The organism is Bacillus sp. FSL H8-0547 (assembly GCA_038002745.1).
Taxonomy (GTDB): Bacteria; Bacillota; Bacilli; order Bacillales; family Bacillaceae; genus Bacillus_P.
In genome coordinates this window covers 2,002,913-2,026,597 of the sequence record JBBODD010000001.1, presented here as the reverse complement: position 1 = coordinate 2,026,597, position 23,685 = coordinate 2,002,913, and the positions used below count along the sequence as shown (strand labels likewise).

Sequence of the window (23,685 nt, the reverse complement as noted above, 5' to 3'; positions counted from 1 at the left end):
GCAACTGGAAAGTGTTCGACTCAGTTTAGGACTGAAAAGAAACTGATGAATGGTAAAGATCTTGCTAGTAAAAGAGGTAGTTTGGGGTTGGGTGTAAAAAAAACGCCTCAATCATGAGGCGTTCCTTCTACAACAGCAAATACCATTCTGTCCTTGCCATTGATGTCGTATCTGACTTCAGCCTGTGCGTGCGGAAGCTGTTCAAGCAGGAGGGCTTTAACGTCTTCACCCTGCCCTGCTCCGACTTCGAACGCAATTAAGGCACGGGTGCTGATGACGCGCGGGATGTCAGCTGCCAGCCTGCGGTAAAAATCCAGTCCGTCTTTACCGCCTGCAAGGGCGCGGTGAGGCTCGTGGTCCCTTACGACCGGTGAAAGCTCCAGCACTTCTGCATCCGGGATATACGGAGGATTCGAGACTACCACATCCATTTTCGTTCCGCTTTCCATCACCGGCGCAAGCAAGTCTCCATGCATGAACTCCACTTCAGCTCCGAGGCTTTCTGCATTCATGCTTGCGACTTCAAGCGACTCAGGTGCAATATCGACAGCCCTTACTTTAAAAGCAGGATTTTCAAGCGCGAGGGAAATGGCAATAGCTCCGCTGCCTGTCCCGATGTCTGCTGCAGCAATCGTTTCATAGCCTTTAAACAGGCTTTTCGCTTTAAGCAAAATCCCTTCAACCAGTTCCTCTGTTTCAGGGCGCGGAATTAACACTTCTTTATTGACCGTAAACGAACGGCCGTAAAATTCTTCTGATCCAATCATGTGCTGTACAGGAACTCCGTCCGCATGACGGTGAACGTCTGCTTTGAATAGTTCCCAGACTCCGTCAGGCAGTTCCATCCTCAGGGAGGCAAGCATTTCTGAACGGCTCATGTTCAGATGGTGGCGAAGCAGGAGCTCTCCCGCATTATGATCACGCTCTGCTTCTGCCAAAAAAGAAGAAGCCCACTTCAGGGCTTCGTACACCTTAATCATGCTTAACGGTCTGCCTGGTCAAGTCTGCTTGACTGATCCTCTACGATTAGAGCATCGACAAACTCATCCAGTTTCCCCTGCAGGATTTGATCAAGCTTTTGGATCGTCAGGCCAATGCGGTGGTCTGTTACACGGTTTTGCGGGAAGTTGTACGTGCGGATCCGTTCTGAACGGTCACCAGTACCGACAGCAAGCTTCCGGTTTTGATCGTATTCAGCCTGTGCCTCGCGCTGGAATTTGTCATATACGCGCGCGCGGAGTACTTTCATGGCTTTTTCTTTGTTTTTAATCTGTGATTTTTCATCCTGGCAGGAAACCACTGTTCCTGTCGGCAAATGCGTCAGGCGTACGGCTGACATTGTCGTGTTGACACTCTGTCCGCCCGGTCCGCTTGAAGTAAATGTATCTACGCGGATGTCTTTATCATGAATTTCCACTTCCACTTCCTCCGCTTCCGGAAGGCAGACAACCGTCGCTGTAGACGTGTGAATTCTTCCGCCGGATTCTGTTTCAGGGACACGCTGCACACGGTGTGCACCGTTCTCATATTTAAGCTTTGAGAATGCGCCGTTTCCGTTGATCATAAAGATGATCTCTTTGTAGCCGCCGACACCGGTCGTGTTGGCTTCCATGACTTCTGTCTTCCACCCTTGAGCTTCGGCAAAACGGCTGTACATGCGGTAAAGGTCTCCTGCAAACAGGGCTGCCTCGTCTCCGCCTGCAGCACCGCGAATCTCCATGATAACGTTTTTGTCATCGTTCGGGTCCTTTGGAATCAGAAGAATCTTCAGGCGTGCAGCCAGGTCTTTCTCCTGTGACTGCAGCTCAGATAGCTCCTCCTTAACCATATCGCGCATATCAGCGTCCAGCTTGTCATCAAGCATGGCTTTGGCGTCGTCAATCTGTTCTTTTACTGATTTATATTCACGGTATACGTCAACTGTTTCCTGCAAATCGGATTGTTCTTTTGAATATTCGCGGAGCTTCTTTGAATCGTTGATAATATCAGGATCCATCAAGAGTCCGTTTAGCTTTTCGTAGCGGTCTTCTACGGATTGTAAGCGGTCCAGCACGTTATTCACCTCTATTTTCGTCCATAACGTTATAATTATAGTATAGGTTATTCAAAGCGTCAAAAGCAAATTGACAGAAAAGAAAGGGACAATTCCATGAACATCAAAAAAGTGCACCACATCGCCATTATCTGTACAGATTATGAGGTTTCAAAGGATTTTTATGTGAACAAGCTTGGTTTTGGCGTTCTAAACGAGGCTTACAGGTCAGAAAGAGATTCATACAAGCTTGATCTTGCTGTCAGCGGTCACACACAAATTGAGCTGTTCTCTTTTCCCACCCCGCCGGAGCGTCCATCGCGTCCTGAGGCGGCAGGTCTCAGACACCTTGCTTTCTCTGTTGAAAATATAGATGATGCAGTCGCAGAGCTTAATGCGCTGGGCATTGAGACAGAACCGATCCGGGTGGATGAGTTTACAGAGAGAAAATTTACGTTTTTCCAGGATCCGGACGGGCTGCCGCTTGAGCTGTATGAGGATTAAGTCGAAAGAGTTGGCGGAATTCGTAAAATCAGCACTTTCTTTGGCGAATTGATTCTTCTTTTGTCTGGCCGGAAGGGATCGGACTTTCTCTTATCGAACATGTTGTTCATCGTGTTTTGTATGTTTCGGGAAAACTGGACAAGGGGGAATGGAGATGAATACAAGCCAGGTTGCCAAACTGCTGGGTGTTTCGCCTAAAACCGTTCAGCGCTGGGTAAAGCAGCTGAATCTTCAGATGGAGCGGAATGAGCTTGGTCATTACTTTTTTACGGATGAGGATATTAACACGCTTCGGGATATTAAGGATCAGCTGGGTAAGGGGATTCTTTTTCAGGAAGTAAAAGTAACGGAGAAAAAACCGCCTATAAAAGCGGTCGTAAAAACAGCGGAAGCGCCACCCGCTGATCTTAATTATGAGGAAATTATGCAAAAGCTGAAGGCGCTGGACCAAAAAATCAGCAGCAAGGCAGACAGCGTCGTCTCCTATCAGCTTCTCCAGCACCGGAGAGAAATTGAAGAACTGAACAGCCGCATTGAAGAGCTTGAAGCTAAAGTACAGACACTTGAGAAGCAGAAAGAAAAACATCCGATGGAGCACGCTCTCGTGTTCGACCATGTAAAACCGCCTAAAAAACAGAAGCGAAGAAGTCTGATCAGCTCTCTTTTCAGCTTCTGAACAAAACAAAAACTCGTTTAATCAGAAACGAGTTTTTTATTTTGCCTCCAAGTCGACATGAACGTCATATCTCGGGATGATGTTCTGCATTTTCCTCTGCAGTTCTTTCTGTTTGTCACGCATCTCCTGATCGGTCATATCTTTTGAGGACACGACATCCACGCTGATTTTTCCGCCGTTCATCGTGGTGTTCTCAATTTTCAGTGACGGGTCATTGCGGATGACCTCACGAAGCTTATCCATTTCATCCTCATTCTGCTCCCTGTTTTTGGACAGATTCAAGAAGTTCGGGTTCTGCTCAGTTGTTCCCCGGTTATTGGAAACACTCTCCCCTGTCCTTCTCAGCTCGCTGCCCTTGTCTGATTCAGGCTGGATTTCAGACTGATTCGATGGATTGTCGCATGCGCCAAGAACCAGGATTAAAAAAAGGATCCATAACATTTTCATAAAAACACCTCCATTTGTAAGGTGCCCAAAAGGTTATGAAAAAAAGCTGCCCTATAAAAAATTCAGGCAGCTTTCATCTTTATGACAAATTTTGTGTTTCCGGCTCTGATTGTTTTGACTGAGCCGGCTTTTCCGGCACCTCGTGATGGTGGCGGCATCTTGGTTCGTATGATTCAGAAGCTCCGACCAGAATGATTGGATCATGGTAGGATGCAGGCTTTCCGTTGATCAGCCTCTGCGTTCTGCTCGCAGGTGAACCGCACACTGAGCAGACGGCCTGAAGCTTTGTGACGAGCTCCGCAACGGCCATCAACGCAGGGACGGTGCCAAAGGGCTCTCCTCTGAAATCCTGGTCAAGCCCTGCAGCGATGACGCGGTAGCCCTGATTGGCAAGTGATGTGATGACCTGGACAATTTCATCGTCAAAAAATTGCACTTCATCAACCGCAATCACGTCTGTTTCTGGTGTAATGTATTTAAAAAGGTCGCTTGAAGAAGCAACGGCATGACTGATGACGGCCGTGCCATTATGCGAAACAACCTCATCTTCACTGTAGCGATTGTCGATGGCAGGCTTGAATACTTTCACTTCCTGCTTGGCAAACTGCGCACGGCGGACTCTTCTGATCAGTTCTTCAGATTTACCTGAGAACATGCTTCCGCAGATGACCTCAAGCCACCCGCTTTGTTTCATAACATACATGAAAACGGCCTCTCCCTTCATTTCTTAAACGTTGTTCTATGGTCCCGAGCCTTTTGCTGCTTTCTATCTTTAAATGAACGGAATGCCGTTCATTGTAAGGTTCCATATGTACATGGATACTGCTTATTATGGCTGTTTTTCCCAAAAATAGCGGGAAACGGCGTAAAAAAACAGGCAAGACAGAAATCTTGCCTGTTTCCTTCAATCTATAATTATTTAAGACCGTATTTTTTGTTGAAGCGATCAACACGACCGTCAGCAGAAGCGAACTTTTGACGTCCTGTGTAGAATGGATGGCACTCAGAGCAAACCTCGATGCGCACCTCGTCTTTTACAGAACCAGTTTCAAATTCATTTCCGCAAGCACATTTAACCATAACTTTTTTGTAGTTAGGATGGATAGCTGCTTTCATTCCGTTTCATCTCCTTCCGCCCTGATTCGTTTACCGAAACAGAGTTATCATTTCCAGAAGAGGTTCTTCCGGAAAAGCACATAAAAAAAGTATAACAAGCTTCCAGTTAATTTGCAACTAATTTTACAATCGTTTTCCGGAAACGCCTGCTGCCTTCCATTCCGCATCAAGAATACTGAAGAATTCTTCGTTGGATTTGGAGTTGCGCAGTTTTTTCAGGAACTTTTCAGCAAAATCAGGCGAATCTGACATTGATTTCCGGATGGCCCACAGCTTCTCAAGGTGGTCTTTCGGAATAAGCAGTTCTTCCTTGCGGGTACCTGAGCGGCGAATATCAATGGCCGGGAAGATGCGTTTTTCTGCAAGGGAGCGGTCAAGATGAAGCTCCATATTGCCTGTTCCTTTAAACTCTTCATAGATCACATCATCCATGCGGGATCCTGTATCAACAAGAGCAGTCGCAAGAATGGTGAGGCTTCCACCCTCTTCAATATTCCGCGCAGCCCCGAAGAAGCGCTTTGGACGATGGAACGCAGCCGGATCAATACCGCCTGAGAGTGTACGTCCGCTTGGCGGAATCACAAGGTTGTACGCACGGGCAAGACGTGTAATGCTGTCCATAAGGATAATAACGTCCTTCTTATGCTCGACAAGGCGCATCGCACGTTCAAGAACAAGCTCAGCAACCTTGATGTGGTTTTCAGGAACCTCATCAAATGTTGAGCTGACAACGTCTCCTGCTACAGAACGCTCAATGTCCGTTACTTCCTCAGGACGCTCGTCAATGAGGAGAACAATCAGTTCAGCTTCCGGATGATTTGTTGTCACGCTGTTGGCGATTTCTTTCAGCAGCATCGTTTTACCTGCTTTTGGAGGCGCAACGATCAGTCCGCGCTGTCCGAATCCAACAGGAGCAATCACATCCATGATGCGTGTTGAAAGGTCGCTCGGTTTTGTTTCAAGGATGATTTGGCGGTTCGGATAAAGCGGCGTCAAAGCCGGGAAATGAACACGCTCTTTCGCAGACTCAGGGTCATCTCCGTTAACGGCTTCCACATGAAGCAGGCCGTAGTAACGCTCGTTTTCCTTTGGCGGACGGACTTTTCCGGACACCTTGTCCCCATTCCGCAAATCAAAACGGCGGATCTGTGAAGCCGAAATATAAATATCCTCAGAGCTTGGAGAATAGTTGATAGGTCTTAAGAACCCGAATCCTTCAGACTGAATGATTTCAAGAACGCCTTCCATGAACAATAAGTCCTCTTGCTCAGCGTTCGCTTTTAAAATGGCAAAAATCAATTCTTTTTTCGTCAGCTTGCTGTAATACGACACTTTGTAATGACGTGCAAGCTCATATAATTCTTTTAATTTAAGATGTTCGAGATTGGAAATAGAAACCTCGCTCATAACAGCACCACACTTTATAAATTATAAATACAGTTGTTCTTCCATCTATATGCGAGAAAAAAACTAGTAAAAGGATCAGATATAGAGAAGAAAGAGAAGATAGGCTAGAAGTAGGAAAAGCAGTGTGAAAGGCAGCCCTTTCAAATTACGCAGCACTCTTTAGTTTTACCTTATTTGATGGATTTAATCAACAGATTTCGGGTTTTGAAATGAGATTGAAACATTGAAATGCAGAGCCGACTGATCAGGCCTGGCAGTCAGATAAGAAATCACCGGAAAAGTCCGAATTTGACTTTTTCGGTGATTTTGTTCTGACAGAAGGACTAGGAGGCGCAGCTGGACACCACGAAATGCGGAATCGCCTTGGTCAGCTCCGAAGGGCAGAAAAGGATCCGGCAGAAAAAGCCGGGTTTGCTTTTTTTGACGGAGCCGTTCTGGCCGAGGAGTTAGGCGATGCAGCTGGACACCACGAAATGCGGAATCACATTGGTCTTCCCCACAAGAAAAAACAGCCGGAAATAGAACAAACCATTTCTATACCCGGCTGGCTGCAGCGTAGCTGCGTTTTACTTTATGACAAGGTTCGGTTTTTTGCTTAGGCTGTGAGTTCCGTCGATAAAGCGGACGGTTCCTGATTTGGCACGCATGACGAGAGATTGAGTCGTTCCCGCGGTGCCTGTAAACTGAACGCCTTTCAGCAGCTCGCCGTCAGTAACCCCGGTTGCTGCGAAAATCGCGTCATCGCCTTTTACAAGGTCCTCCATGCGGAGAACTTTGCTTGTGTCGATTCCCATTTTCTCGCATCGTGCGATTTCTTCGTCATTTTGCGGAAGAAGCTTGCCCTGGATTTCTCCGCCGAGGCATTTTAGGGCAACTGCCGCAAGAACGCCTTCAGGTGCGCCGCCTGAACCGAACAGGATGTCGACGCCTGTGTGGTCAAAAGCCGTATTGATGGCACCTGCGACATCACCGTCATTGATCAGCTTGATGCGTGCGCCTGCATCGCGAAGCTCTTTAATGATATGCTCATGTCTTTCGCGGTTTAAGATTGTGGCGACGACATCTTCCACATTTTTGTTTTTAGCTTTTGCAACCGCCTTAAGGTTGTCAATGATTGGAGCGTTAATATCAATGCAGCCTACTGCTTCAGGACCGACTGCTATTTTGTCCATGTACATATCCGGTGCATTTAGAAGGTTGCCGTGGTCTGCGATTGCGATAACAGCAAGGGCATTCCAGCCGCCGGAGGCAACGATATTTGTTCCTTCAAGCGGATCAACGGCCACGTCAACGCGCGGGCCATAGCCTGTCCCAAGCTTTTCACCGATATAGAGCATCGGCGCTTCATCCATCTCGCCTTCCCCGATCACAACCGTTCCTTTCATCGGAATGGTGTCAAAAACATCTCTCATAGCTGATGTTGCAGCATCGTCTGCTTCGTCTTTTTTCCCGCGTCCCATCCAGCGTGCAGATGCAAGTGCAGCCGCTTCTGTTACACGGACTAACTCCATTGATAAACTTCTCTCCATTGTTTCTTCCTCCCCATGTATCCCCTGTTGTTATAGGTATCTATTTACTTAAGAACTTTGAAGCTGTTCAATTTCCTGTTCTGTCAGCTTTTCGCGCCAGATTGTCGCGCCAAGGCTTGTCAGTTTTTCTTCAAGCTGGCTGTATCCGCGGTCGATATGCTCAAGTCCTGTTACCTCGGTTACACCTTCCGCCATCAGGCCTGCTGCGACTAGCGCAGCTCCTGCACGAAGATCACTCGCTTTCACTTTCGCACCCTGAAGCTTTGTCGGGCCTGTAACAATAGCAGATCTGCCTTCCACTTTAATTTTGGCTCCCATTCTCCGGAGCTCATCAATATGCTTAAAGCGCGCAGAATAGATTGTATCTGTCACGACACTTGTTCCGGTTGACTTTGTAAGGAGTGACGTAAACGGCTGCTGCAGATCTGTAGGAAAACCAGGATAGACGAGTGTTTTAATGTCGACTGATTTCAATTCCTTCTGTCCGCCGACAATCCAGATCTGTTCGTTGTTTGTTTCAACATGAATCCCCATCTCTCTGAATTTTGCAATGAGAGATTCAAGGTGAAGCGGAATAACGTTGTCAATCAGCACTTCCTGCGCCATGGCAGCTCCAATAATCATATACGTGCCGGCTTCAATCCGGTCAGGGATAATAGAGTGTCTGCAGCCGTGAAGGCTTTCAACGCCGTCGATACGGATTACATCCGTTCCGGCTCCCTTAATTCTTGCACCCATGCTTGATAAAAGCGTGGCGACATCGATGATCTCAGGTTCCTTTGCTGCATTCTCAATAATGGTCTGTCCTTTAGCAAGCACAGCTGCAAGCATGATGTTGATGGTTGCACCAACACTGACGACATCAAGATAAATGCGGGCCCCTTTAAGCTCCTCGGCACGCAGATAGATTGCGCCCTGTTCATTTGTGACCTGTGCTCCGAGAGCCTCAAAGCCTTTGATATGCTGATCAATCGGGCGCGGACCAAGATGGCATCCTCCTGGAAGGCCGATCACTGCCTTTTTGAAGCGGCCGAGCATCGCTCCCATCAAGTAGTAGGAAGCGCGGAGCTTTTTCACTTTTCCGCTTGGCAGAGGCATTGAAATCATTTCCGCAGGATTCACATACATCTCGTTATTCTTAAACTCTGCGGTTCCCCCGATTTCCTCAAGCAAGTCCTTTAAAATATGTACATCTGAAATATCGGGCAAACCTTCAATGGTGACGGGTGACTGTGCCAGTATTGTCGCCGGTATAAGGGCAACTGCACTGTTTTTGGCGCCGCTGATGCTTACCGTCCCTTTTAAAGGGTAACCGCCTGCTATTTTTAATTTTTCCATGATAGTCTCCTTTCTCAAAGAAGTTGGCTTTTCGATGTCTTGTCAGGTTTCGCCCTCTCAGTTTCATTCAGAACTGAAAAGCCGGCTCCTTTTTGAAAAGCCATCATGTTATGAGAATAAAATGGTGGTACTGTGACCAAAATCAAGCTGACGTTTCGGGTTGAGACGAAAGAGCAACAAAAAATGCCTCTTTTCAACAAATATTTTCCATTAATCCGACAAAGAATACAAGTTCAAGTTTTTTTTCTTTAACCTATTATGACATATGAAATTATTTTAGTGCACGATATGGTTCCTGTGGAGGCATGTAAAATGAGGGTCATTGCCTGAATGGATGGAAGAATCGCATTGTTTTATCTAGTGCGGTGCTTTTCACATTGTCCAGCTGCGCCTCCTAGCCCTTCTGTCAGAACAAAATCCCCGAAAAAGGAGGGACCCGGACTTTTCCGGTAATTTCTTATCTGACTGAAAGAATTAAACAGTCGGCTCCGCTTTTCTAGTAGAGAATGGCAAGCCTAGGCTTGCCATTCCTGTTATCTATTTATCTTGCAATCTATTGCTGTCTGCTGTTCCAGTCTGCCAGAAACTTTTCGATGCCCTGATCTGTCAGGGGGTGTTTGCAGAGCTGTTTGATGACGCTGAATGGAATGGTCGCAATATGGGCGCCGTGCAGCGCTGCTTCTGTCACGTGCATTGGATGTCTGATTGATGCCGCGATAATCTTTGATTCAATTCCGTGTAAATCAAAGATCTGTGCGATGGTAGAAATCAGCTCCATGCCATTTTGGCCAATATCATCAAGACGTCCGACAAACGGCGATACATATGTCGCTCCTGCTCTTGCAGCAAGAAGCGCCTGGTTCGCGTTAAAAATCAGGGTCACGTTCGTTTTGATGCCAAGGTCCGTTAAGGCTTTTACTGCTTTTAAGCCGTCCGGCGTCATTGGCACTTTCACTGTGATATTAGGGGCAATTTCAGCAAGCTCTTTGCCTTCTTCAATCATTTCCTCTGCCTTTAAGGAAATGACCTCAGCACTGACAGACCCGGATACGATTCCGGTAATCTCTCTAAGGCGGTCATGGAAGGATACGTTCTCTTTAGCTACTAAGCTCGGGTTTGTTGTTACTCCGGATAAGACACCGAGTGCCTGTGCTTCTTTAATTTCTTCGACATTTGCTGTATCAATGAAAAATAACATTCTGCCATCCTCCTAAGATATCAGAAAAATAGAACTTGTTTACGCTTACTTTCACTTAAAAAGGAAACCGCCTTGTCGTTTCCTGTGTATCAGAGGCGGTTTTTCTTTTTTCAAAATAAATTATGCTCTTCCCGCAGAACCGAATTCTTTCATTTTGCCTGCAACTGTTGCTTTGATTGCATCGCGGGCAGGTCCAAGGTATTTGCGTGGGTCATATTCGTTCGGCTTAGCTGCAAGTGTTTCGCGAACAGCTTTAGCAGAAGCGATTTGGTTTTCAGTGTTTACGTTGATTTTAGCTGTACCGAAAGAGATTGCTTTTTGGATATCGTGAGTAGGGATACCCGTTCCGCCGTGAAGAACTAGAGGCATGCCAGTAGCTTTGCCGATTTCTTCCATCTCTTTGAAGCCAAGGTTAGGTTCGCCTTTGTAAGGGCCGTGTACAGATCCTAGTGCAGGAGCAAGGCAGTCGATGCCAGTGCGGTTAACAAGCTCTTCGCACTCTTTAGGGTCAGCGTAGATAACGCCTTCTGCGATAATGTCGTCCTCTTGTCCGCCTACTGTTCCAAGCTCAGCTTCAACAGAAACGCCTTTTGAATGAGCATATTCAACAACTTTAGCTGTTGTTTCAATGTTCTCTTCAAATGGGTGGTGAGAAGCGTCGATCATTACAGATGTGAAACCTGCATCGATTGCTTCTTTACATTTGTCAAAGCTTGAACCATGGTCAAGGTGAATCGCAACAGGAACTGTTACGTTCAGGTCTTCCATAAGACCTTCAACCATTTTTACAACTGTTTTGAAGCCGCTCATGTAACGTGCAGCGCCCTCGGATACACCAAGGATAACCGGTGATTTTTCTTCTTCAGCAGCTTGAAGAATCGCTTGAGTGAACTCAAGGTTGTTCAGGTTAAACTGACCTACAGCGTAACCTTCTTCTTTTGCTTTATTCAACATTTCTGTCATTGATACTAAAGGCATGTCGAAATATCCTCCCTATGCAGCTAATTTGCTAAACCCGAAAAGCTTACGTAACATCTAGCATGACCAGAACGATTGCAATGTATGTAATCTGATTAAAATGTACACGGGCTTTTCTCATTCACTAGCATACCAACTTCTGAGAAAAACGGCAACTTTTCGACATAAGTTTGCCGATTTAGGGCGGCGTCAGTTCGAGCGGATTGGAAGGTACTTGCGGACAGCGTCGCGGATCTCGTCAATATCAAACGGCTTTGCGAAATGCGTTAGAGCCCCAAGGTCTTTCGCCTCCTGAATCATGTCCAGTTCACCGTAAGCAGTCATGATAATGACGCGGATATCCGGCTCAACCACCCGCATTCTTTTCAGGATTTCTATTCCATCCATACCAGGAATTTTCATATCAAGAAGCACAAGATCCGGCTTATGCTTGTCTACAATCTCCAGAGCCTGAAAACCGTTTGCTGCCTGGAAGGTCTGATATCCCGCTTTTTGAAACACTTCGTTTAGTAAAATACGGATTCCATATTGATCGTCTACAATTAAGATTTTTTCATTCATCTTCCTGCACCTCTTCATATTTGGATTATCCAGCTATTCTGCCGGTCAGCATGTATTGCAAGGAACCAAAACGTCCGGAAAACTGTTTGCATCATAAAAACAAATAAGGCGCCTAACGCATGCCCGATTTGCCTTTCTTTAGTATAAAACAGTCCGGTGAAACATACGATAGTTATTCGGTTGTGTGTATTCTTATTCCTGCTTAAACTTATCGACAAATTTCTGAACCTGTCCGGTTAGGTATTGGCTCTCTCATTCGTTATAATGGAGTCGTAAAGGAGTGTTCAGACAGATGATGAAGATATTTTCAACCCAGTTAACCGGCCATTTCAGCCGCATTCATGAGCAGGAGGAAGAAGCCATTGAAGACGGCGCAAGACTGCTCGCTCAGGCTGCAGTCGGAAGCGGCACGATTTATGTGCACGGCTTTGGAGAGCTTGAAGGGATTACGCTCGAAGCAACAGCAGGTTCAAACCCCCTGCCAGGTGCAAAACCGCTTTTTCTTACGGACGGCACAATGAATGCACTGACGGATGCTGACCGCGTGCTTCTATTCTCGCACCGTTCAAATGACAAAGAAGCGGTTGAACTTGCGAAAAAGCTCCGCGAAGACATGATCGGGACCGCGGCAGTCTCATGTTATATGAAAGAAGAACCGGGCGGCTTGGAAGAGCTTGCCGATGTCCATATTGATTCAAAACTGAAAAAAGCCCTTATTCCGGATGAAGACGGCAGCCGCTACGGCTACCCCGCTCTGATGACATCGCTTTTTGCCTATTATGCCCTGAGCTTTACGATCAAAGAGATGGTAAGTGAGTACGAGTAAAAACAATGCCGCATTTATGTAAAAAACCCCTGACAGGCGTGTCAGGGGTTTTGTTTATTGTTATTTCTTTTCAGATGCTGTAAGCGATGCATTGATAAACTCGCGGAACAGCGGCTGCGGTCTTGTCGGTCTTGATGTGAATTCCGGGTGGAACTGGGAAGCCACGAACCAAGGATGATCTTTAAGCTCAATGATTTCAACAAGTCTGCCGTCAGGGCTTGTACCAGAGAAGATGAAGCCTGCATCTTCCATAGCCTGGCGGTATTCGTTGTTGAACTCATAACGGTGACGGTGACGCTCATAAATCACTTCGTCCTGGTAAGCTTCAAATGCACGTGAAGACGTGTCAAGCTTAGCCGGATAAAGGCCCAGGCGGAGTGTTCCTCCAAGATCCTCGATGTCTTTTTGCTCAGGAAGCAGGTCAATGACAGGATACGGCGTAGCGACGTCAAGCTCAGAAGAATGTGCTCCTTCAAGGCCAAGAACGTTGCGTGCATATTCAATAGAAGCAACCTGCATGCCAAGGCAGATTCCAAAGAACGGCACCTTGTTTTCGCGCGCATATTGAGTTGCAAGGATTTTACCTTCCACTCCGCGGTCTCCGAATCCGCCAGGGACAAGGATTCCGTCTACATCAGAAAGAAGCTCCTGTGCATTAAGAGCATTTACTTCTTCTGCATTGATCCATTTGATGCTGATATCTGCATCAAATGCATATCCTGCATGACGAAGAGCTTCAACAACAGAAATGTAGGCATCCTGAAGTTCAACGTATTTTCCGACGATGGCAATACGAACGTTCTTTGAAAGGTTGGTTACTTTTTGAACGAGTTCAATCCACTCCGACATTTCAGGCTCGCGTGAATCAAGTTTTAAGTGATCGCAAGTGATTTGATCAAGATGCTGCTCCTGAAGCGCCAATGGAATAGAGTAAAGCGTATCTGCATCACGGCACTCGATAACTGCATTTGTATCAATGTCGCAGAACAGCGCAATTTTGTCCTTCATATCCTGTGAAATCGGCATTTCTGTACGCAGAACAATCACGTTTGGCTGGATGCCGAGGCTTCTTAATTCTTTTACGCTGTGCTGTGTCGGCTTTGTTTTCATTTCGCCCGCTGCCTTGATGTAAGGAACAAGTGTACAGTGAATGTACATCACGTTGTCGCGTCCGATATCGCTCTTCATCTGGCGGATTGCTTCAAGGAATGGAAGAGATTCGATGTCCCCTACTGTTCCGCCGATTTCTGTAATAACAACGTCTGCGTTTGTTTCTTTTCCTGCACGGAAGACGCGGTCTTTGATTTCATTTGTAATATGCGGGATAACCTGTACGGTTCCGCCAAGGTAGTCGCCGCGGCGCTCTTTTTTAAGGACAGAAGAGTAAATTTTACCAGTAGTGACGTTGCTGTATTTATTTAAATTGATATCGATGAAGCGCTCATAGTGTCCAAGGTCAAGGTCTGTTTCTGCTCCGTCGTCTGTTACGAAAACCTCACCGTGCTGATACGGACTCATTGTTCCCGGATCCACGTTGATGTATGGATCAAACTTCTGGATTGTCACCTTTAATCCTCTGTTTTTAAGCAAGCGTCCAAGAGAAGCTGCTGTAATCCCTTTACCAAGTGAGGATACAACGCCTCCTGTAACAAAAATATACTTTGTCATTTGTTCTTCTTCTCCCTTCAAAAGATGTATAAGATTAATGTGCACAAAAGAAAACATTCCCAATCGAATGGGAACGATTTATCTTTTATAAGTGTTGTCAGGGGGTCTTTCATGCCTAAAAAAAGGAAAAGCGCCTATGTCAGCCTGAAGGCTTAACTGCGCTAAAAAAAGAAAGCTCCCTTGCGCGTTGCGAAAGGGAGCATGGTATATATAAACCATTGGTATAGCTTTTAAAGAGCCCAAATAAGATTCTACCTAGTTGGACCTCTAAAGTCAAGACGATTATTTATCTTCTTCTTCGTCTTCTTCAAGATCTTCATCAAGGTCTTCGTCAAGCTCTTCCTCTTCAAGATCAAAATCTTCGTCTTCAATGACTTCGTCGATTTCTTCTGCATCATCTTCGAGATCATCGTCGTCCAGATCGTCGTCCGTATCATCTTCATACTCTTCAATATCATCGTATTCTAGTTCTTCTTCATCCACTTCATCGAAGTCTTCAAGCTCAAGCTCATCAACCGCTTTTTTCGCCTTTTTCTTCTTAGGTTTTGCAACAGGCACAACCTCTTCTTCGATTTGCTCGTACGGGTACCAGCTGCGCAGTCCCCAAGTGTTTTCTCCAACACAAATATAACGGCCGTCGATGTTAAGATCTGTGTAGAATTGCGAAATTTTATCTTCCACCTGGCTTTTCGTAAGACCGATAATCTGGCTGATTTCCTTTACCAGGTCCATGAAAACGTACGGCTGTTTCTTTTCAGTCATCAGGTCGTAGGCTACTTCAACCATTGACAATTCTTTAAGCTGGTCCTTAGAATATTGTGAAATACTCAAAGTGAGGCACTCCCTTTCTAGTCGTTCATCTATTTGTAGATAAGAGCAGGTTCTATTCTCATCTTTTAAGAAATCCGGAAGTGAGATTGCTAGTACTGTCCGAATCCTATGTATTCAAGTCATACCATTCATTATAAACAAATTCTAACACTTTATGCTACCTTAATCTTCTTCCTTCTAATAAATCGGAATAATTTTTGTCAAAACTGCGCAGACTCATGTTTTTATAATGTCTTTCCCCATAGATTGTTGAACTTTGATTTCATTTGTACCCGTTCTCTTTCGCTCCAGTCACTTGCTTTCCGCGGGGAGTGCCGGGAGCCTCCTCAGCTTCGCTTGCGGGGTCTCCCGTGCCCTCTTCATCCCGCAGGAGTCAAGTGCCTTCCGCTGCAGTTCACTGGAGTTTTAAATTTACATTTAGGAAACAAGTAAAAGTGATCATTCGGTGGGAGTGTAGCCACTAATTGAGGTTCCACCATTGGTAAAAGTGGCTGCACTCGGGGGAATGACGCCACTTTTGAGGTTCCATTACCAATAAAAGTGGCAGCACTCGAGGGAGTGACGCCACTATTGAGGTTCCGCAACCGACAAAAGAGGCTGCACTACTTCCAGATTTTAAATCTCTCCCCCTCTTGAACGTTCTATTAGATTCACAAAGAGTACACTGGTCAATATAAAAGGATTCCCATAGAAAAAATCCGGACTGTTTAAACCTCAGTCCGGATTATTATTTGCTATTAACTATCAGCGGCCATTATTCAGCTGCTTAAAGTTGTTCTGCAGTTCTTCAAGGCGCACTCTTCCTTGTTCACGAAGCTGTTTGTTTTCGTCTTCGATGGCTTTTGTTTCGTGCATGCCTTTTAGGATGATGCTCCATGTTTCTTCGATTGTTTCCATTTTAATGCCGGGGCTTCCTGCAAGTCTTGCAATGTCCACACTCTGTTTTGATATATTCTGTGCGTTTCGGACAAGCATTTCATTTGTGCGTTTTTCAAGCTCATTCATTGAATCTGCGACGAGCTTCTGTCTTTTAGCTGCTATTGCGTTGATCAGGCCGGTTTTGAAGATAGGAATTGTTGTGACAAACGCAGAATTGATTTTTCCAATCAGCTTTGTGTTCCCTCTTTGCAGAAGACGGATTTGCGGTGCGGACTGGTAGGCTACCTGTTTGGCAAGTTCGAGATCGTATACCCGCTGCTCAAGCACCTCAATTGAGTTCCGCATCGTATCAAGCTCCATTTGAGCAAGCTGGTTTCCCTCCGCAGCTTTTGCTTCTAATGCCGGCAGCTGCTGCTTTAGTTCAGCTGCTTTCATATCTCCTGCCACAATATATTTTTCAAGCTCCATATAATAGTTGAAGTTCTGTTCGTAAAGCTGCTCAAGCGTATTTGTTGAACGCTTCATTTCATCCTCGTATTTCACAATTTCAAGGTAGACTTTATCAATTTCGCCGCCCATTGTCTGATACTTCGACATGATTTTCTCTACCAGCTTCTGGCCGCGGCTGAAGAATTTCTTTATTCCTTTTTGCTCGGCAAAGTCTTTCGGGTCAAAGCGGTCCATGATTCTCCCGAGATGTTTCAGGAGGGCGCTTGATTCTTCCATGCTGCTTGACTTCATGGTGTTCAGGATTTTTCCTGAAAAAGCTGAAATTTCATCAGCAGGTGCTTTTCCGTATTCAAGGATTGCCACCTGGTTCTTGTGGTCAATGCTCTCTGCAAGCTTTTGAACCTCAGGCTCTTTTTGAAGCTGAAGCTTCATATTGTTCGGTCCTTGTCCGAGAACCTCTTCCATCTGATCCGTTTTGCTGAGTCCAGGTACTTGAGACATACGCGAAATCCTCCTTCAATATAGTTTGGATGCCCTTTCACACAGGCAATTCTGCGCGCATAAATGATGCGGCTTAAAAGATTTTCCGGATGAATTTTTTGAATTTCGACGGCTCCTGGTAGACTTCATTAAAGCTCATTTCCTCTAGCCAGTGGCTGTCGTAATGCTTTTCATCGACAAAATTTTCAATGTCATTATGGCCGGGAGGATTACAGATCACGATATCCAGGCCGAATTCATTCATCAGCATAAGCATCGCAGCGTCTGAGCGCGTCATGTAGCCGTTGTTTTCATTATTATAAAGAATGAGCCGGGGCACATGCTGGGAGTAATCAAAATTCTGCATCAATTTAATAAGGGTTTCCGGAATATTAAGCGCCTGATTGAACAGGTAAAGCTGCAGATCATAAGGACTTTCCTGTTCCAGCCTTTTAAGTTTTGGATCAGCACAATACCTCGAAATCGCATCAGCCAGCCCTTTTTGAAGGCCGGTCGGAAGGTTTGAATACTTCCACCAGTGGCTTCCCATCATTTTATCAGCCTGCAGCACCTGACTTTCGTTCAGAGCGTTCTGATAATGAAAATGAGGATTGCCTTTAGCCTCCCAGGTAAACGGAAAGTACTTTACGACAGCCGCATGTTCATAGTCAGCAAGGTCCTGAATTTTGCCCCAGTACGAGCGTCTGTTTTTTGTCACCCCGAAGATTTTTGAAAAAATAGCGGGTATATGAACCATGTTATCCCGGACTTCAAAGTCCGGACGCAGAAATGCTCTTTCTTTTATAAGAATAAAAAGTTCATCATACGTTGTTTTCAGCGTCCGTGCATTTGGGGAATAATTTTTGAATTGCCATGGCTTATAGAGCATGGATTCATCTGAATGAAGAACCTGGTCAATTTGTTTTGAAGCTTTGTATGCCACAGTTGATGTGCGCTCAGGCCTTACCTTTGGGAACGCTGTCAGTTCGTGAGTCCCCGGAAAACGGACGATTTTGCTGACCGTTTCTTCCGGATCTTCCTCCTTCAGGATGTCTATCCCCTCCGGATGGGCAATGATGACATCGCATCCGAACCGGATCAGGAAATGAAGGAAGAACTGTTCGCTTTTCGTTGCATTTCCGTACCAGAAAAACGCAGGCGGCCGGAGGCCGTCTGTTTTTCGCAGCTCAGGATGCAGGTGGTTCCAGGTCCATTTGATCAAATCAACAATGATGCGCCGGAAATCGGCACTGTCGTTCGCTTTGTCAGGAAAGAAGCGCGAAAGCATATGAATGACACAAGTCCGCAGGTGGCGGTTTAACTCCGGATCGGAAAGAACCGGAAGCAGGCGGTCTCTGTCCATAAAAGCAACAAACCGGTTCACGGAGAGCTTTTCGTTTTTATGCAGAATCAGCAGGTTCTGTATCGCCTGAAATTTTTCCTGCGGGATGTTTTTATCTAAAGATTCACTTAGAAAATGCACACCGAGTTCCTCGTGATGAACAAGGTCAAAAAGCATTTGATAGTATTCGTCGTCTGTTAATGGTGTTCCAAGCAGACGGATGGCGACTTGCGGAATTTTCACTTCAGAGGGAGTGTTCACATAATCCGGACGCTCAGGCAGCGGCATAAAAAGAAGAGTCTGCCAGTCTGTATCCAGATGTTCTGCAAGCGCAGGCTTATATGTTCTTATCATCTCTCTTCCCTCCTCTGAAAATATCTCCATGTTTACTGACCGTTTCGTCTTTTTTCGCCAAAGACGTGGCACATTCCTTCACTCGTAACCACCCATGTTTTTCCGAACTTCCGGATGGTGCCCGGCGGAAACTGATTGACCCTTTTTCTGAGAGCAGAATCGTCAATCCCCCATTCTTTGCAGGCCTGAGCGGAACTCATAATGTTTTTATCCAATAGATTGGTTTTTGTTTTTTCTGCTGTTGCCAAGACGTTCACTCCAATAAGAACTGAGAAAATCAGCCGTGCAGCCATAGGTACCCTGAGAACACCCCGCTCCTATTGTACCACCTTATACAGGTAAATATTTCTATTTACTGTTCAGCAGGGACAGGCTTGATTTTCGCCAGGACATTTTCCAGAATTTCCTCTGAAGCGAAGATTCCATTTTTCGACGTTCGCTGTATGGTTCCAGACAGCCTTGCGCCTGACTCGCCAAGCTCGCCGTGCAACGGTGAAAAGGCAAGATCGGCTTCTTCGAGCATGCACAAATCAAGCAGGGAGTCGCCCGCAGTCATCACGGTTTTTGCACCGGCAGCTTCTTTCACATAGGCAACGGCGTCCCATTTATTAATCGGTTTCGGCACAAAATACAGCTTTCTTCCCTGCAGTGAATGCTTCCAGCCGTGACGGTCCGCCCAGAGGATAAACTCCTGCAGGCGAGCCTCCGGAATATTTCCGCGTTCAATAATGTTGTATAAAAAGAGATTCTCGGCGTTTTTCTGCTTCAGCACCCAGTCATCTGAAGCAATCTCCTGAAATTTAAGGGAGACATCCTCCAAACTTGTACACTCATCTTTCATGCGTGCTTCAAGATGCTGTTTCCACTCCTCGTCAAGCTTCCCCTCTTTGAATACATGTCCGCCGTTGCTCGTTACAGCGTAGCGCGGAAGGATTTCCTGCTGAAAGATGGAGATCCGTCCGTATTGGGACGGGGTTCTGGTTGTTACAGGAACAAACGTCATCTGTCCGGCTATTTCCTTCAGCATGGAAATCGCTTTTTTCGTCATGAACGAAATTTCCTGGCCGTCGAGAGTTTCAATCAATTGAATATCCTCTTCTCCAACCGGCTCACGGAACGATCTTCTCGAATAAATGAGCGTCTGATCCAGATCACTTGCAAAAATCACAGCAGTACCTCCTAGTTTAAGGGCTTGATAATCCCGCAGCATGAGTAAGACATATTCTTGTATTCAATGACAGGGACGTTCCGTTCTTTTGCCAGCAGGAAGATATGCTCGAGGTCTTTATTGCCTAAATCCTTAACAAGGATCTTCCATGGCACTCTTCTGAGCAGTACACGCGTCGTCTCTCCCACTCCCGGCTTCACATGGTGGATGTTTTCAATGCCAAACTCGTCCTGAATTTGCTTAATATCCTCAATCCCTTTCCATGTCGGTGTCCGGTCCTCTTTATCAAGCAGCGAAACCTGCTTTGAGATCTCCTCTTTAACGTTTGGAAACTCAGAGACTACTACGTCAATGAAATGATTGGACACGTCTTCCGGCAGCAGTTCTTCGTAATATTTGGCACCGTGGAAGTCATCCGGCCCGATGAAGGCATCGTTCAGGACAGTTCTGCTGACAAGGCCTGATACAGTTGAGTTCAGGCAGGCGCTCGGAATCAGAAAATCTTCTCTGGTTCCATAAATATCCGTGCAATAACCGGGATCTGCAAGTACCGCGAGCGAGTCATCAATGGCAAGGCCGTGTTTGCTGTTGAAAACTTCCATTGCTTCTCTAAGCTCTCTTGTGATGGCGCCTTTTCCTGTCCAGCCATCCACAAACTGCACGCTTTCATCCGGATGATTATGGGCGATATAATTCATGGCGTTGGCATCAATGCCGCGTCCTCTCACAATGGAGACACTGTAATGAGGAACATCGATCTGATGCACCTCCTGCAAGTAGCGCTTCATCAGAATTCCTACCGGAGTGCCTGCGCGGGCAAGCGAAACGAGCACGATGCTCTTGCCCTTTGTTTTTAAAATCTGCTCTGACACCGTTCCAACAGCAGCTGCAAGCTTTTGTTTATACATGTCTAATGAGTGATGAAAAAGCTGCAAATATTCATCGGTCGGCTTATATTCAATTGGAAGCATCTCAGAATAATGTGTTCCGCTCTGAACAGCCTGCTCCCGTTCGAGTGTTGATTTTTCAAGACTAATTTGGCTCAAGTCCTTCAGCAGGAAAACAACGTCCTTTTCTGAATAACTTCCCATTGCTGCCGGCTTCGGCAATTGCTGCTCCACCTTACTCATCAGATGCACTTCCTTTTTGGTTTGTACTGAAATATACAAAATGAATCACCGGGAAAACAGTTTTCAGCTGATCAAGCATCGGCTGCAGTCTCTCCTCAGGAACAGAACGTTCGAAGAAGACAAAAACTTCATCATACTGGCCCTCTGTGACATTGTAGAAAAAGTTTGCTGTTTCCCCGTCTTCTGGATTTGAAAACGGGAACGCGCTGTTCACAGCGTAATTCACGCGGTTAACAGGATGAATCGGGCTTCTTGTCGTAGACTGATAGTAGATGCCGTCCCCCATGTAGGAGGCTGTTTTCATAGGAATGTACATAAATTCCCCTGTACCGAGACAAAGGGTTCTTTTTCCTTTTCTGGCTTCGCGCAGCCTTGCTGCCGCCTTCAGGCAATAAATGTCTGCCTCCAATTGTTCTGCATCAGTCAGACCGAACCTTCCCGTATGCTTCACATATGGGGAAGACAGCTGTTCTGACGCACATGACGTAAGATCGCCTTCTTCCGGAGAAATCACGATTTCCTCCATTTCTGCATGGAGTGAAGACAGAGAACGGGTTTGGGGTTTGCTTTCTGCAACCGGATCTCCATTTGCTGTAATCAGTCCCGTTACAAGAGAAACCTCATGAATGGTAATGCCCAGCCGTTTCTCTGTATCTCTGAATCTCTTTTGATCTTCCTCTGAACGCCAGTCGAGGATGGATACGACCGTATATTCGCTGCGCGGGAATTTTTCCTGAATGGATTCAATGATATTCAGCGCCGTTTTCCCTGTTGTGACTTCATCATCAACAAGAACGATCGGCCTCGTGTTATCAAAAAGCTTTTCATCAACATAGCACCGGTGTGAAGTGGCGTGAGAATGCTCCTCTTCAAAGTTAATAATAGAATCCATTTCAGACACCTGTTCTCTTGTCGTATGGAAAAAAGCCGCATTTCTGAAGTTCTCAAACACCGCGTGCCCAAGAGCTGTCGCTGTTTCTGCAAACCCGATAAATAATGCCGGTTCAGCTAGTGCATGGCGGTATTCGCTTTTCTTTGCCTGTCCGCCCATCAATCCTGCAAGAATCTGATCCCGCTCCGGATGCGTTTTTGCCTCAACGACTTCCATGTATCTGGCTGCAAGCGCCTGACCAGTAAGAAGAGCAAGCGAAGGATCAACAGGAATATGCTTGCCGAGAACGGTGCTGACAAAAAGAAACGAGCGCTTTTTGTTAATGCGCGCCGCCATCTGGAACAGCCTGTCCAGCGGTAGAAGATAAGGATTTCCGGTCAATTCGATGTCTACCGAAAGCTGACCCAGCAGGTCAAATGTATAGCTGTTCGTTTGCGGTTTCGCTGATAAGGTCGATAAATGATTGCTGCTCATGGAACACCCCGTATAGTTTAGATTTCAAGATGATTTTCCGCGCCCAATTGTAATGGGGTTTAATTTCGTTCATTTTATTTGAAAATTCGCTTCGGATCACGCCGTTGTAGGACTGCGCCTGATCAAGGATGGAGGAGGCGTCCAAATATTCCTCCCTTGTGACCGCGTTCAGCGCATTGACGATTTTAATATGAAGAGGATGTATGATCGTTTTCCCTACAAGCCCGTTCGTATTATCCAGAACGATCTCATGAATAAGTCCGTCGTCATAACGGTCAATGAGGTTCGCTCTGAATTCAAGCCCTTCATGGCCATATGCCTGCTGGAAAGGAGTTTGTCTGATCTGCGGCTTCAAAATTCGCTGTCCGCCCCCAAAATACTCCCATACCGGACCGGAGATGACGTACTCTTTTTCACATCGGCCGAAAACATTGATAATGTCCGTAATGCAGTCCCGGATGACTGAAATATCATAGATGGTCGTATCCCTGCTTCTCCTGATTCCAAACAGACCGGATAAGTCTGTGCCTCCAAGCCTTACATTCAGCACATACTCATAAAAATCATCCAGAATCGCTTTGATGCCAAGCAGTTCGTTCAAGCGTGTTTCTTTATAAATAATCTCTTTTGTTTCAAGAATCGGCATTCCGTAAAGCGTAACAGAATAATCGGATGCAATTTCCTGCAGCGCTGTGTAATACCCTCTCCCGTTTTCAGATGTGAATTTCGGAAAAACAAATCCGCTGATCAGCTGAATGTGATGCTTAAGCTTCCGAGACACCCGCTGCATCTGTTCCCGGCTTCTGATTCTGATAAAAATAAGCGGAAGATTTCTCTGGTCAAACTGTCCTTTCAGCACACTGTCTGAAATGGTTTGAATCTGGCTCACAGTATTTGCTTCTGCTGCCTCTACTTCTGTATCGCCGATGGAATCTTCAAGACAAATGACCATCGAAGTCAGTCCTTCGTGCTTTCCATTAAGAAATTTACCAGATAGTACATCTCCTGCAATGGCTGTCCTGCTTCCGGGCATATAGAGAGTTGCGCCCAGAGCATAGGCAAGCATTTCCCGCTCGGTCTCCTTTGAAAAGTGAATCGGCTCATATAAAAAAATCTCGCTGCGTTTTTCCTTGCTTAAATATTGAAAATGTTTCAAGATTGTTCCTCCATTCAGGGACCGTTCGTGATGTACTAAGTGGTAAATTTCCACACTGAAATGCGGAACCTTCCGTTTAGCTCCGACAGACAGAAAAGAAATCACCCGAAAAGTCCGCTTTTAGACTTTTTGGGGGATTTTGTTCTGGCGGAGGAGCTGGAAGGTGGAGCTGGACACTGCGAAAAGCAGAATCGCCCGGATGGCCGGGCGATTCACCGCCTTGCTGTTCTTTCAGCTTTGAAAAAGGCG

At 46.0% G+C, this 23,685-nt stretch carries 23 protein-coding genes; 3 read left to right on the top strand and 20 right to left on the bottom strand.

Translation table 11 applies throughout. From position 1 onward, the window contains the following. Positions 1-107: 107 nt before the first annotated feature. Positions 108-977: a peptide chain release factor N(5)-glutamine methyltransferase gene (prmC, locus tag MHB63_10020; GenBank protein ID MEK3806865.1), complete on the bottom strand. Its 870-nt coding sequence runs from the start codon at positions 975-977 to the stop codon at positions 108-110. A 5-nt stretch (positions 978-982) separates the two neighbouring features. Continuing rightward, positions 983-2,053, bottom strand: a complete 1,071-nt coding sequence (gene prfA / locus MHB63_10015) for a peptide chain release factor 1 (protein ID MEK3806864.1) — start codon at positions 2,051-2,053, stop codon at positions 983-985. Between the two features lie 96 nt (positions 2,054-2,149). Between prfA and MHB63_10010 the strand changes: the two genes are divergently transcribed. Then, the gene (locus MHB63_10010) at positions 2,150-2,536 is read left to right on the top strand and encodes a VOC family protein (GenBank protein MEK3806863.1); all 387 of its coding nucleotides are present in this window, start codon (positions 2,150-2,152) and stop codon (positions 2,534-2,536) included. Positions 2,537-2,690: 154 nt separating this feature from the next. Further along, positions 2,691-3,212 (top strand): MerR family transcriptional regulator, encoded by a 522-nt coding sequence (locus MHB63_10005; GenBank protein MEK3806862.1) that lies wholly within the window; start codon positions 2,691-2,693, stop codon positions 3,210-3,212. Positions 3,213-3,248: 36 nt separating this feature from the next. Here MHB63_10005 and MHB63_10000 read toward each other — a convergent pair whose 3' ends face one another. From MHB63_10000 to MHB63_09960, 9 genes are all read right to left on the bottom strand, one after another. Next, positions 3,249-3,659, bottom strand: a complete 411-nt coding sequence (locus MHB63_10000) for a hypothetical protein (protein MEK3806861.1) — start codon at positions 3,657-3,659, stop codon at positions 3,249-3,251. 79 nt (positions 3,660-3,738) lie between these two features. After that, complete coding sequence (locus tag MHB63_09995) at positions 3,739-4,362, bottom strand: thymidine kinase (protein MEK3806860.1); 624 nt, start codon at positions 4,360-4,362, stop codon at positions 3,739-3,741. Positions 4,363-4,574: 212 nt separating this feature from the next. After that, on the bottom strand, positions 4,575-4,775 hold the full coding sequence (rpmE, locus tag MHB63_09990) for a 50S ribosomal protein L31 (GenBank protein ID MEK3806859.1): 201 nt from the start codon (positions 4,773-4,775) through the stop codon (positions 4,575-4,577). Positions 4,776-4,898: 123 nt separating this feature from the next. Continuing rightward, the gene (gene rho / locus MHB63_09985) at positions 4,899-6,182 is read right to left on the bottom strand and encodes a transcription termination factor Rho (GenBank protein ID MEK3806858.1); all 1,284 of its coding nucleotides are present in this window, start codon (positions 6,180-6,182) and stop codon (positions 4,899-4,901) included. A 566-nt stretch (positions 6,183-6,748) separates the two neighbouring features. After that, on the bottom strand, positions 6,749-7,711 hold the full coding sequence (gene glpX, locus MHB63_09980; GenBank protein MEK3806857.1) for a class II fructose-bisphosphatase: 963 nt from the start codon (positions 7,709-7,711) through the stop codon (positions 6,749-6,751). A 48-nt stretch (positions 7,712-7,759) separates the two neighbouring features. Then, the gene (locus MHB63_09975) at positions 7,760-9,049 is read right to left on the bottom strand and encodes a UDP-N-acetylglucosamine 1-carboxyvinyltransferase (protein MEK3806856.1); all 1,290 of its coding nucleotides are present in this window, start codon (positions 9,047-9,049) and stop codon (positions 7,760-7,762) included. 553 nt (positions 9,050-9,602) lie between these two features. After that, on the bottom strand, positions 9,603-10,247 hold the full coding sequence (gene fsa, locus MHB63_09970) for a fructose-6-phosphate aldolase (GenBank protein ID MEK3806855.1): 645 nt from the start codon (positions 10,245-10,247) through the stop codon (positions 9,603-9,605). 120 nt (positions 10,248-10,367) lie between these two features. Next, complete coding sequence (locus tag MHB63_09965; protein MEK3806854.1) at positions 10,368-11,225, bottom strand: class II fructose-bisphosphate aldolase; 858 nt, start codon at positions 11,223-11,225, stop codon at positions 10,368-10,370. Between the two features lie 189 nt (positions 11,226-11,414). Then, on the bottom strand, positions 11,415-11,786 hold the full coding sequence (locus MHB63_09960; protein ID MEK3806853.1) for a response regulator: 372 nt from the start codon (positions 11,784-11,786) through the stop codon (positions 11,415-11,417). Between the two features lie 292 nt (positions 11,787-12,078). Between MHB63_09960 and MHB63_09955 the strand changes: the two genes are divergently transcribed. Then, positions 12,079-12,612: a DUF2529 domain-containing protein gene (locus tag MHB63_09955; protein ID MEK3806852.1), complete on the top strand. Its 534-nt coding sequence runs from the start codon at positions 12,079-12,081 to the stop codon at positions 12,610-12,612. A 60-nt stretch (positions 12,613-12,672) separates the two neighbouring features. Here the strand turns inward: MHB63_09955 and MHB63_09950 are convergent, their stop codons facing one another. The 9 genes from MHB63_09950 to MHB63_09910 form a co-directional block, all read right to left on the bottom strand. After that, the gene (locus MHB63_09950) at positions 12,673-14,280 is read right to left on the bottom strand and encodes a CTP synthase (protein MEK3806851.1); all 1,608 of its coding nucleotides are present in this window, start codon (positions 14,278-14,280) and stop codon (positions 12,673-12,675) included. Between the two features lie 282 nt (positions 14,281-14,562). Next, on the bottom strand, positions 14,563-15,111 hold the full coding sequence (gene rpoE / locus MHB63_09945) for a DNA-directed RNA polymerase subunit delta (protein ID MEK3806850.1): 549 nt from the start codon (positions 15,109-15,111) through the stop codon (positions 14,563-14,565). Between the two features lie 744 nt (positions 15,112-15,855). After that, positions 15,856-16,941 (bottom strand): toxic anion resistance protein, encoded by a 1,086-nt coding sequence (locus tag MHB63_09940; protein MEK3806849.1) that lies wholly within the window; start codon positions 16,939-16,941, stop codon positions 15,856-15,858. A 73-nt stretch (positions 16,942-17,014) separates the two neighbouring features. Then, the gene (locus MHB63_09935) at positions 17,015-18,616 is read right to left on the bottom strand and encodes a YceG family protein (protein MEK3806848.1); all 1,602 of its coding nucleotides are present in this window, start codon (positions 18,614-18,616) and stop codon (positions 17,015-17,017) included. Positions 18,617-18,648: 32 nt separating this feature from the next. After that, entirely contained in the window at positions 18,649-18,864 is a 216-nt protein-coding gene (locus tag MHB63_09930) for a helix-turn-helix domain-containing protein (GenBank protein MEK3806847.1), read from the bottom strand. 104 nt (positions 18,865-18,968) lie between these two features. After that, entirely contained in the window at positions 18,969-19,784 is an 816-nt protein-coding gene (locus MHB63_09925) for an HAD family hydrolase (GenBank protein ID MEK3806846.1), read from the bottom strand. An 11-nt stretch (positions 19,785-19,795) separates the two neighbouring features. Beyond that, the gene (locus MHB63_09920; GenBank protein ID MEK3806845.1) at positions 19,796-20,914 is read right to left on the bottom strand and encodes a cysteine protease StiP family protein; all 1,119 of its coding nucleotides are present in this window, start codon (positions 20,912-20,914) and stop codon (positions 19,796-19,798) included. Continuing rightward, positions 20,907-22,280 carry a phosphoribosyltransferase family protein gene (locus MHB63_09915; GenBank protein ID MEK3806844.1) on the bottom strand — a complete coding sequence of 458 codons (1,374 nt, stop codon included), beginning with the start codon at positions 22,278-22,280 and terminating at the stop codon, positions 20,907-20,909. The genes MHB63_09920 and MHB63_09915 overlap by 8 nt, the downstream gene beginning before the upstream one ends. Then, entirely contained in the window at positions 22,219-23,436 is a 1,218-nt protein-coding gene (locus MHB63_09910) for an HpcH/HpaI aldolase/citrate lyase family protein (GenBank protein MEK3806843.1), read from the bottom strand. The genes MHB63_09915 and MHB63_09910 overlap by 62 nt, the downstream gene beginning before the upstream one ends. Between the last annotated feature and the right edge of the window lie 249 nt (positions 23,437-23,685).

What these genes read in the sequence shown, in the direction of transcription:
- rpmE (MEK3806859.1), bottom strand. Translation starts at nt 4,775, where the DNA reads ATGAAAGCAGCTATCCATCCTAACTACAAAAAAGTTATGGTTAAATGT.
- MHB63_10000 (MEK3806861.1), bottom strand. Translation starts at nt 3,659, where the DNA reads ATGAAAATGTTATGGATCCTTTTTTTAATCCTGGTTCTTGGCGCATGC.
- fsa (MEK3806855.1), bottom strand. Translation starts at nt 10,247, where the DNA reads ATGTTATTTTTCATTGATACAGCAAATGTCGAAGAAATTAAAGAAGCA.
- MHB63_10005 (MEK3806862.1), top strand. Translation starts at nt 2,691, where the DNA reads ATGAATACAAGCCAGGTTGCCAAACTGCTGGGTGTTTCGCCTAAAACC.
- MHB63_09965 (MEK3806854.1), bottom strand. Translation starts at nt 11,225, where the DNA reads ATGCCTTTAGTATCAATGACAGAAATGTTGAATAAAGCAAAAGAAGAA.
- MHB63_09955 (MEK3806852.1), top strand. Translation starts at nt 12,079, where the DNA reads ATGATGAAGATATTTTCAACCCAGTTAACCGGCCATTTCAGCCGCATT.
- glpX (MEK3806857.1), bottom strand. Translation starts at nt 7,711, where the DNA reads ATGGAGAGAAGTTTATCAATGGAGTTAGTCCGTGTAACAGAAGCGGCT.
- rho (MEK3806858.1), bottom strand. Translation starts at nt 6,182, where the DNA reads ATGAGCGAGGTTTCTATTTCCAATCTCGAACATCTTAAATTAAAAGAA.
- MHB63_09920 (MEK3806845.1), bottom strand. Translation starts at nt 20,914, where the DNA reads ATGAGTAAGGTGGAGCAGCAATTGCCGAAGCCGGCAGCAATGGGAAGT.
- MHB63_09950 (MEK3806851.1), bottom strand. Translation starts at nt 14,280, where the DNA reads ATGACAAAGTATATTTTTGTTACAGGAGGCGTTGTATCCTCACTTGGT.
- MHB63_09975 (MEK3806856.1), bottom strand. Translation starts at nt 9,049, where the DNA reads ATGGAAAAATTAAAAATAGCAGGCGGTTACCCTTTAAAAGGGACGGTA.
- MHB63_09995 (MEK3806860.1), bottom strand. Translation starts at nt 4,362, where the DNA reads ATGTATGTTATGAAACAAAGCGGGTGGCTTGAGGTCATCTGCGGAAGC.
- MHB63_09940 (MEK3806849.1), bottom strand. Translation starts at nt 16,941, where the DNA reads ATGTCTCAAGTACCTGGACTCAGCAAAACGGATCAGATGGAAGAGGTT.
- MHB63_09960 (MEK3806853.1), bottom strand. Translation starts at nt 11,786, where the DNA reads ATGAATGAAAAAATCTTAATTGTAGACGATCAATATGGAATCCGTATT.
- MHB63_10010 (MEK3806863.1), top strand. Translation starts at nt 2,150, where the DNA reads ATGAACATCAAAAAAGTGCACCACATCGCCATTATCTGTACAGATTAT.
- MHB63_09935 (MEK3806848.1), bottom strand. Translation starts at nt 18,616, where the DNA reads ATGATAAGAACATATAAGCCTGCGCTTGCAGAACATCTGGATACAGAC.
- MHB63_09915 (MEK3806844.1), bottom strand. Translation starts at nt 22,280, where the DNA reads ATGAGCAGCAATCATTTATCGACCTTATCAGCGAAACCGCAAACGAAC.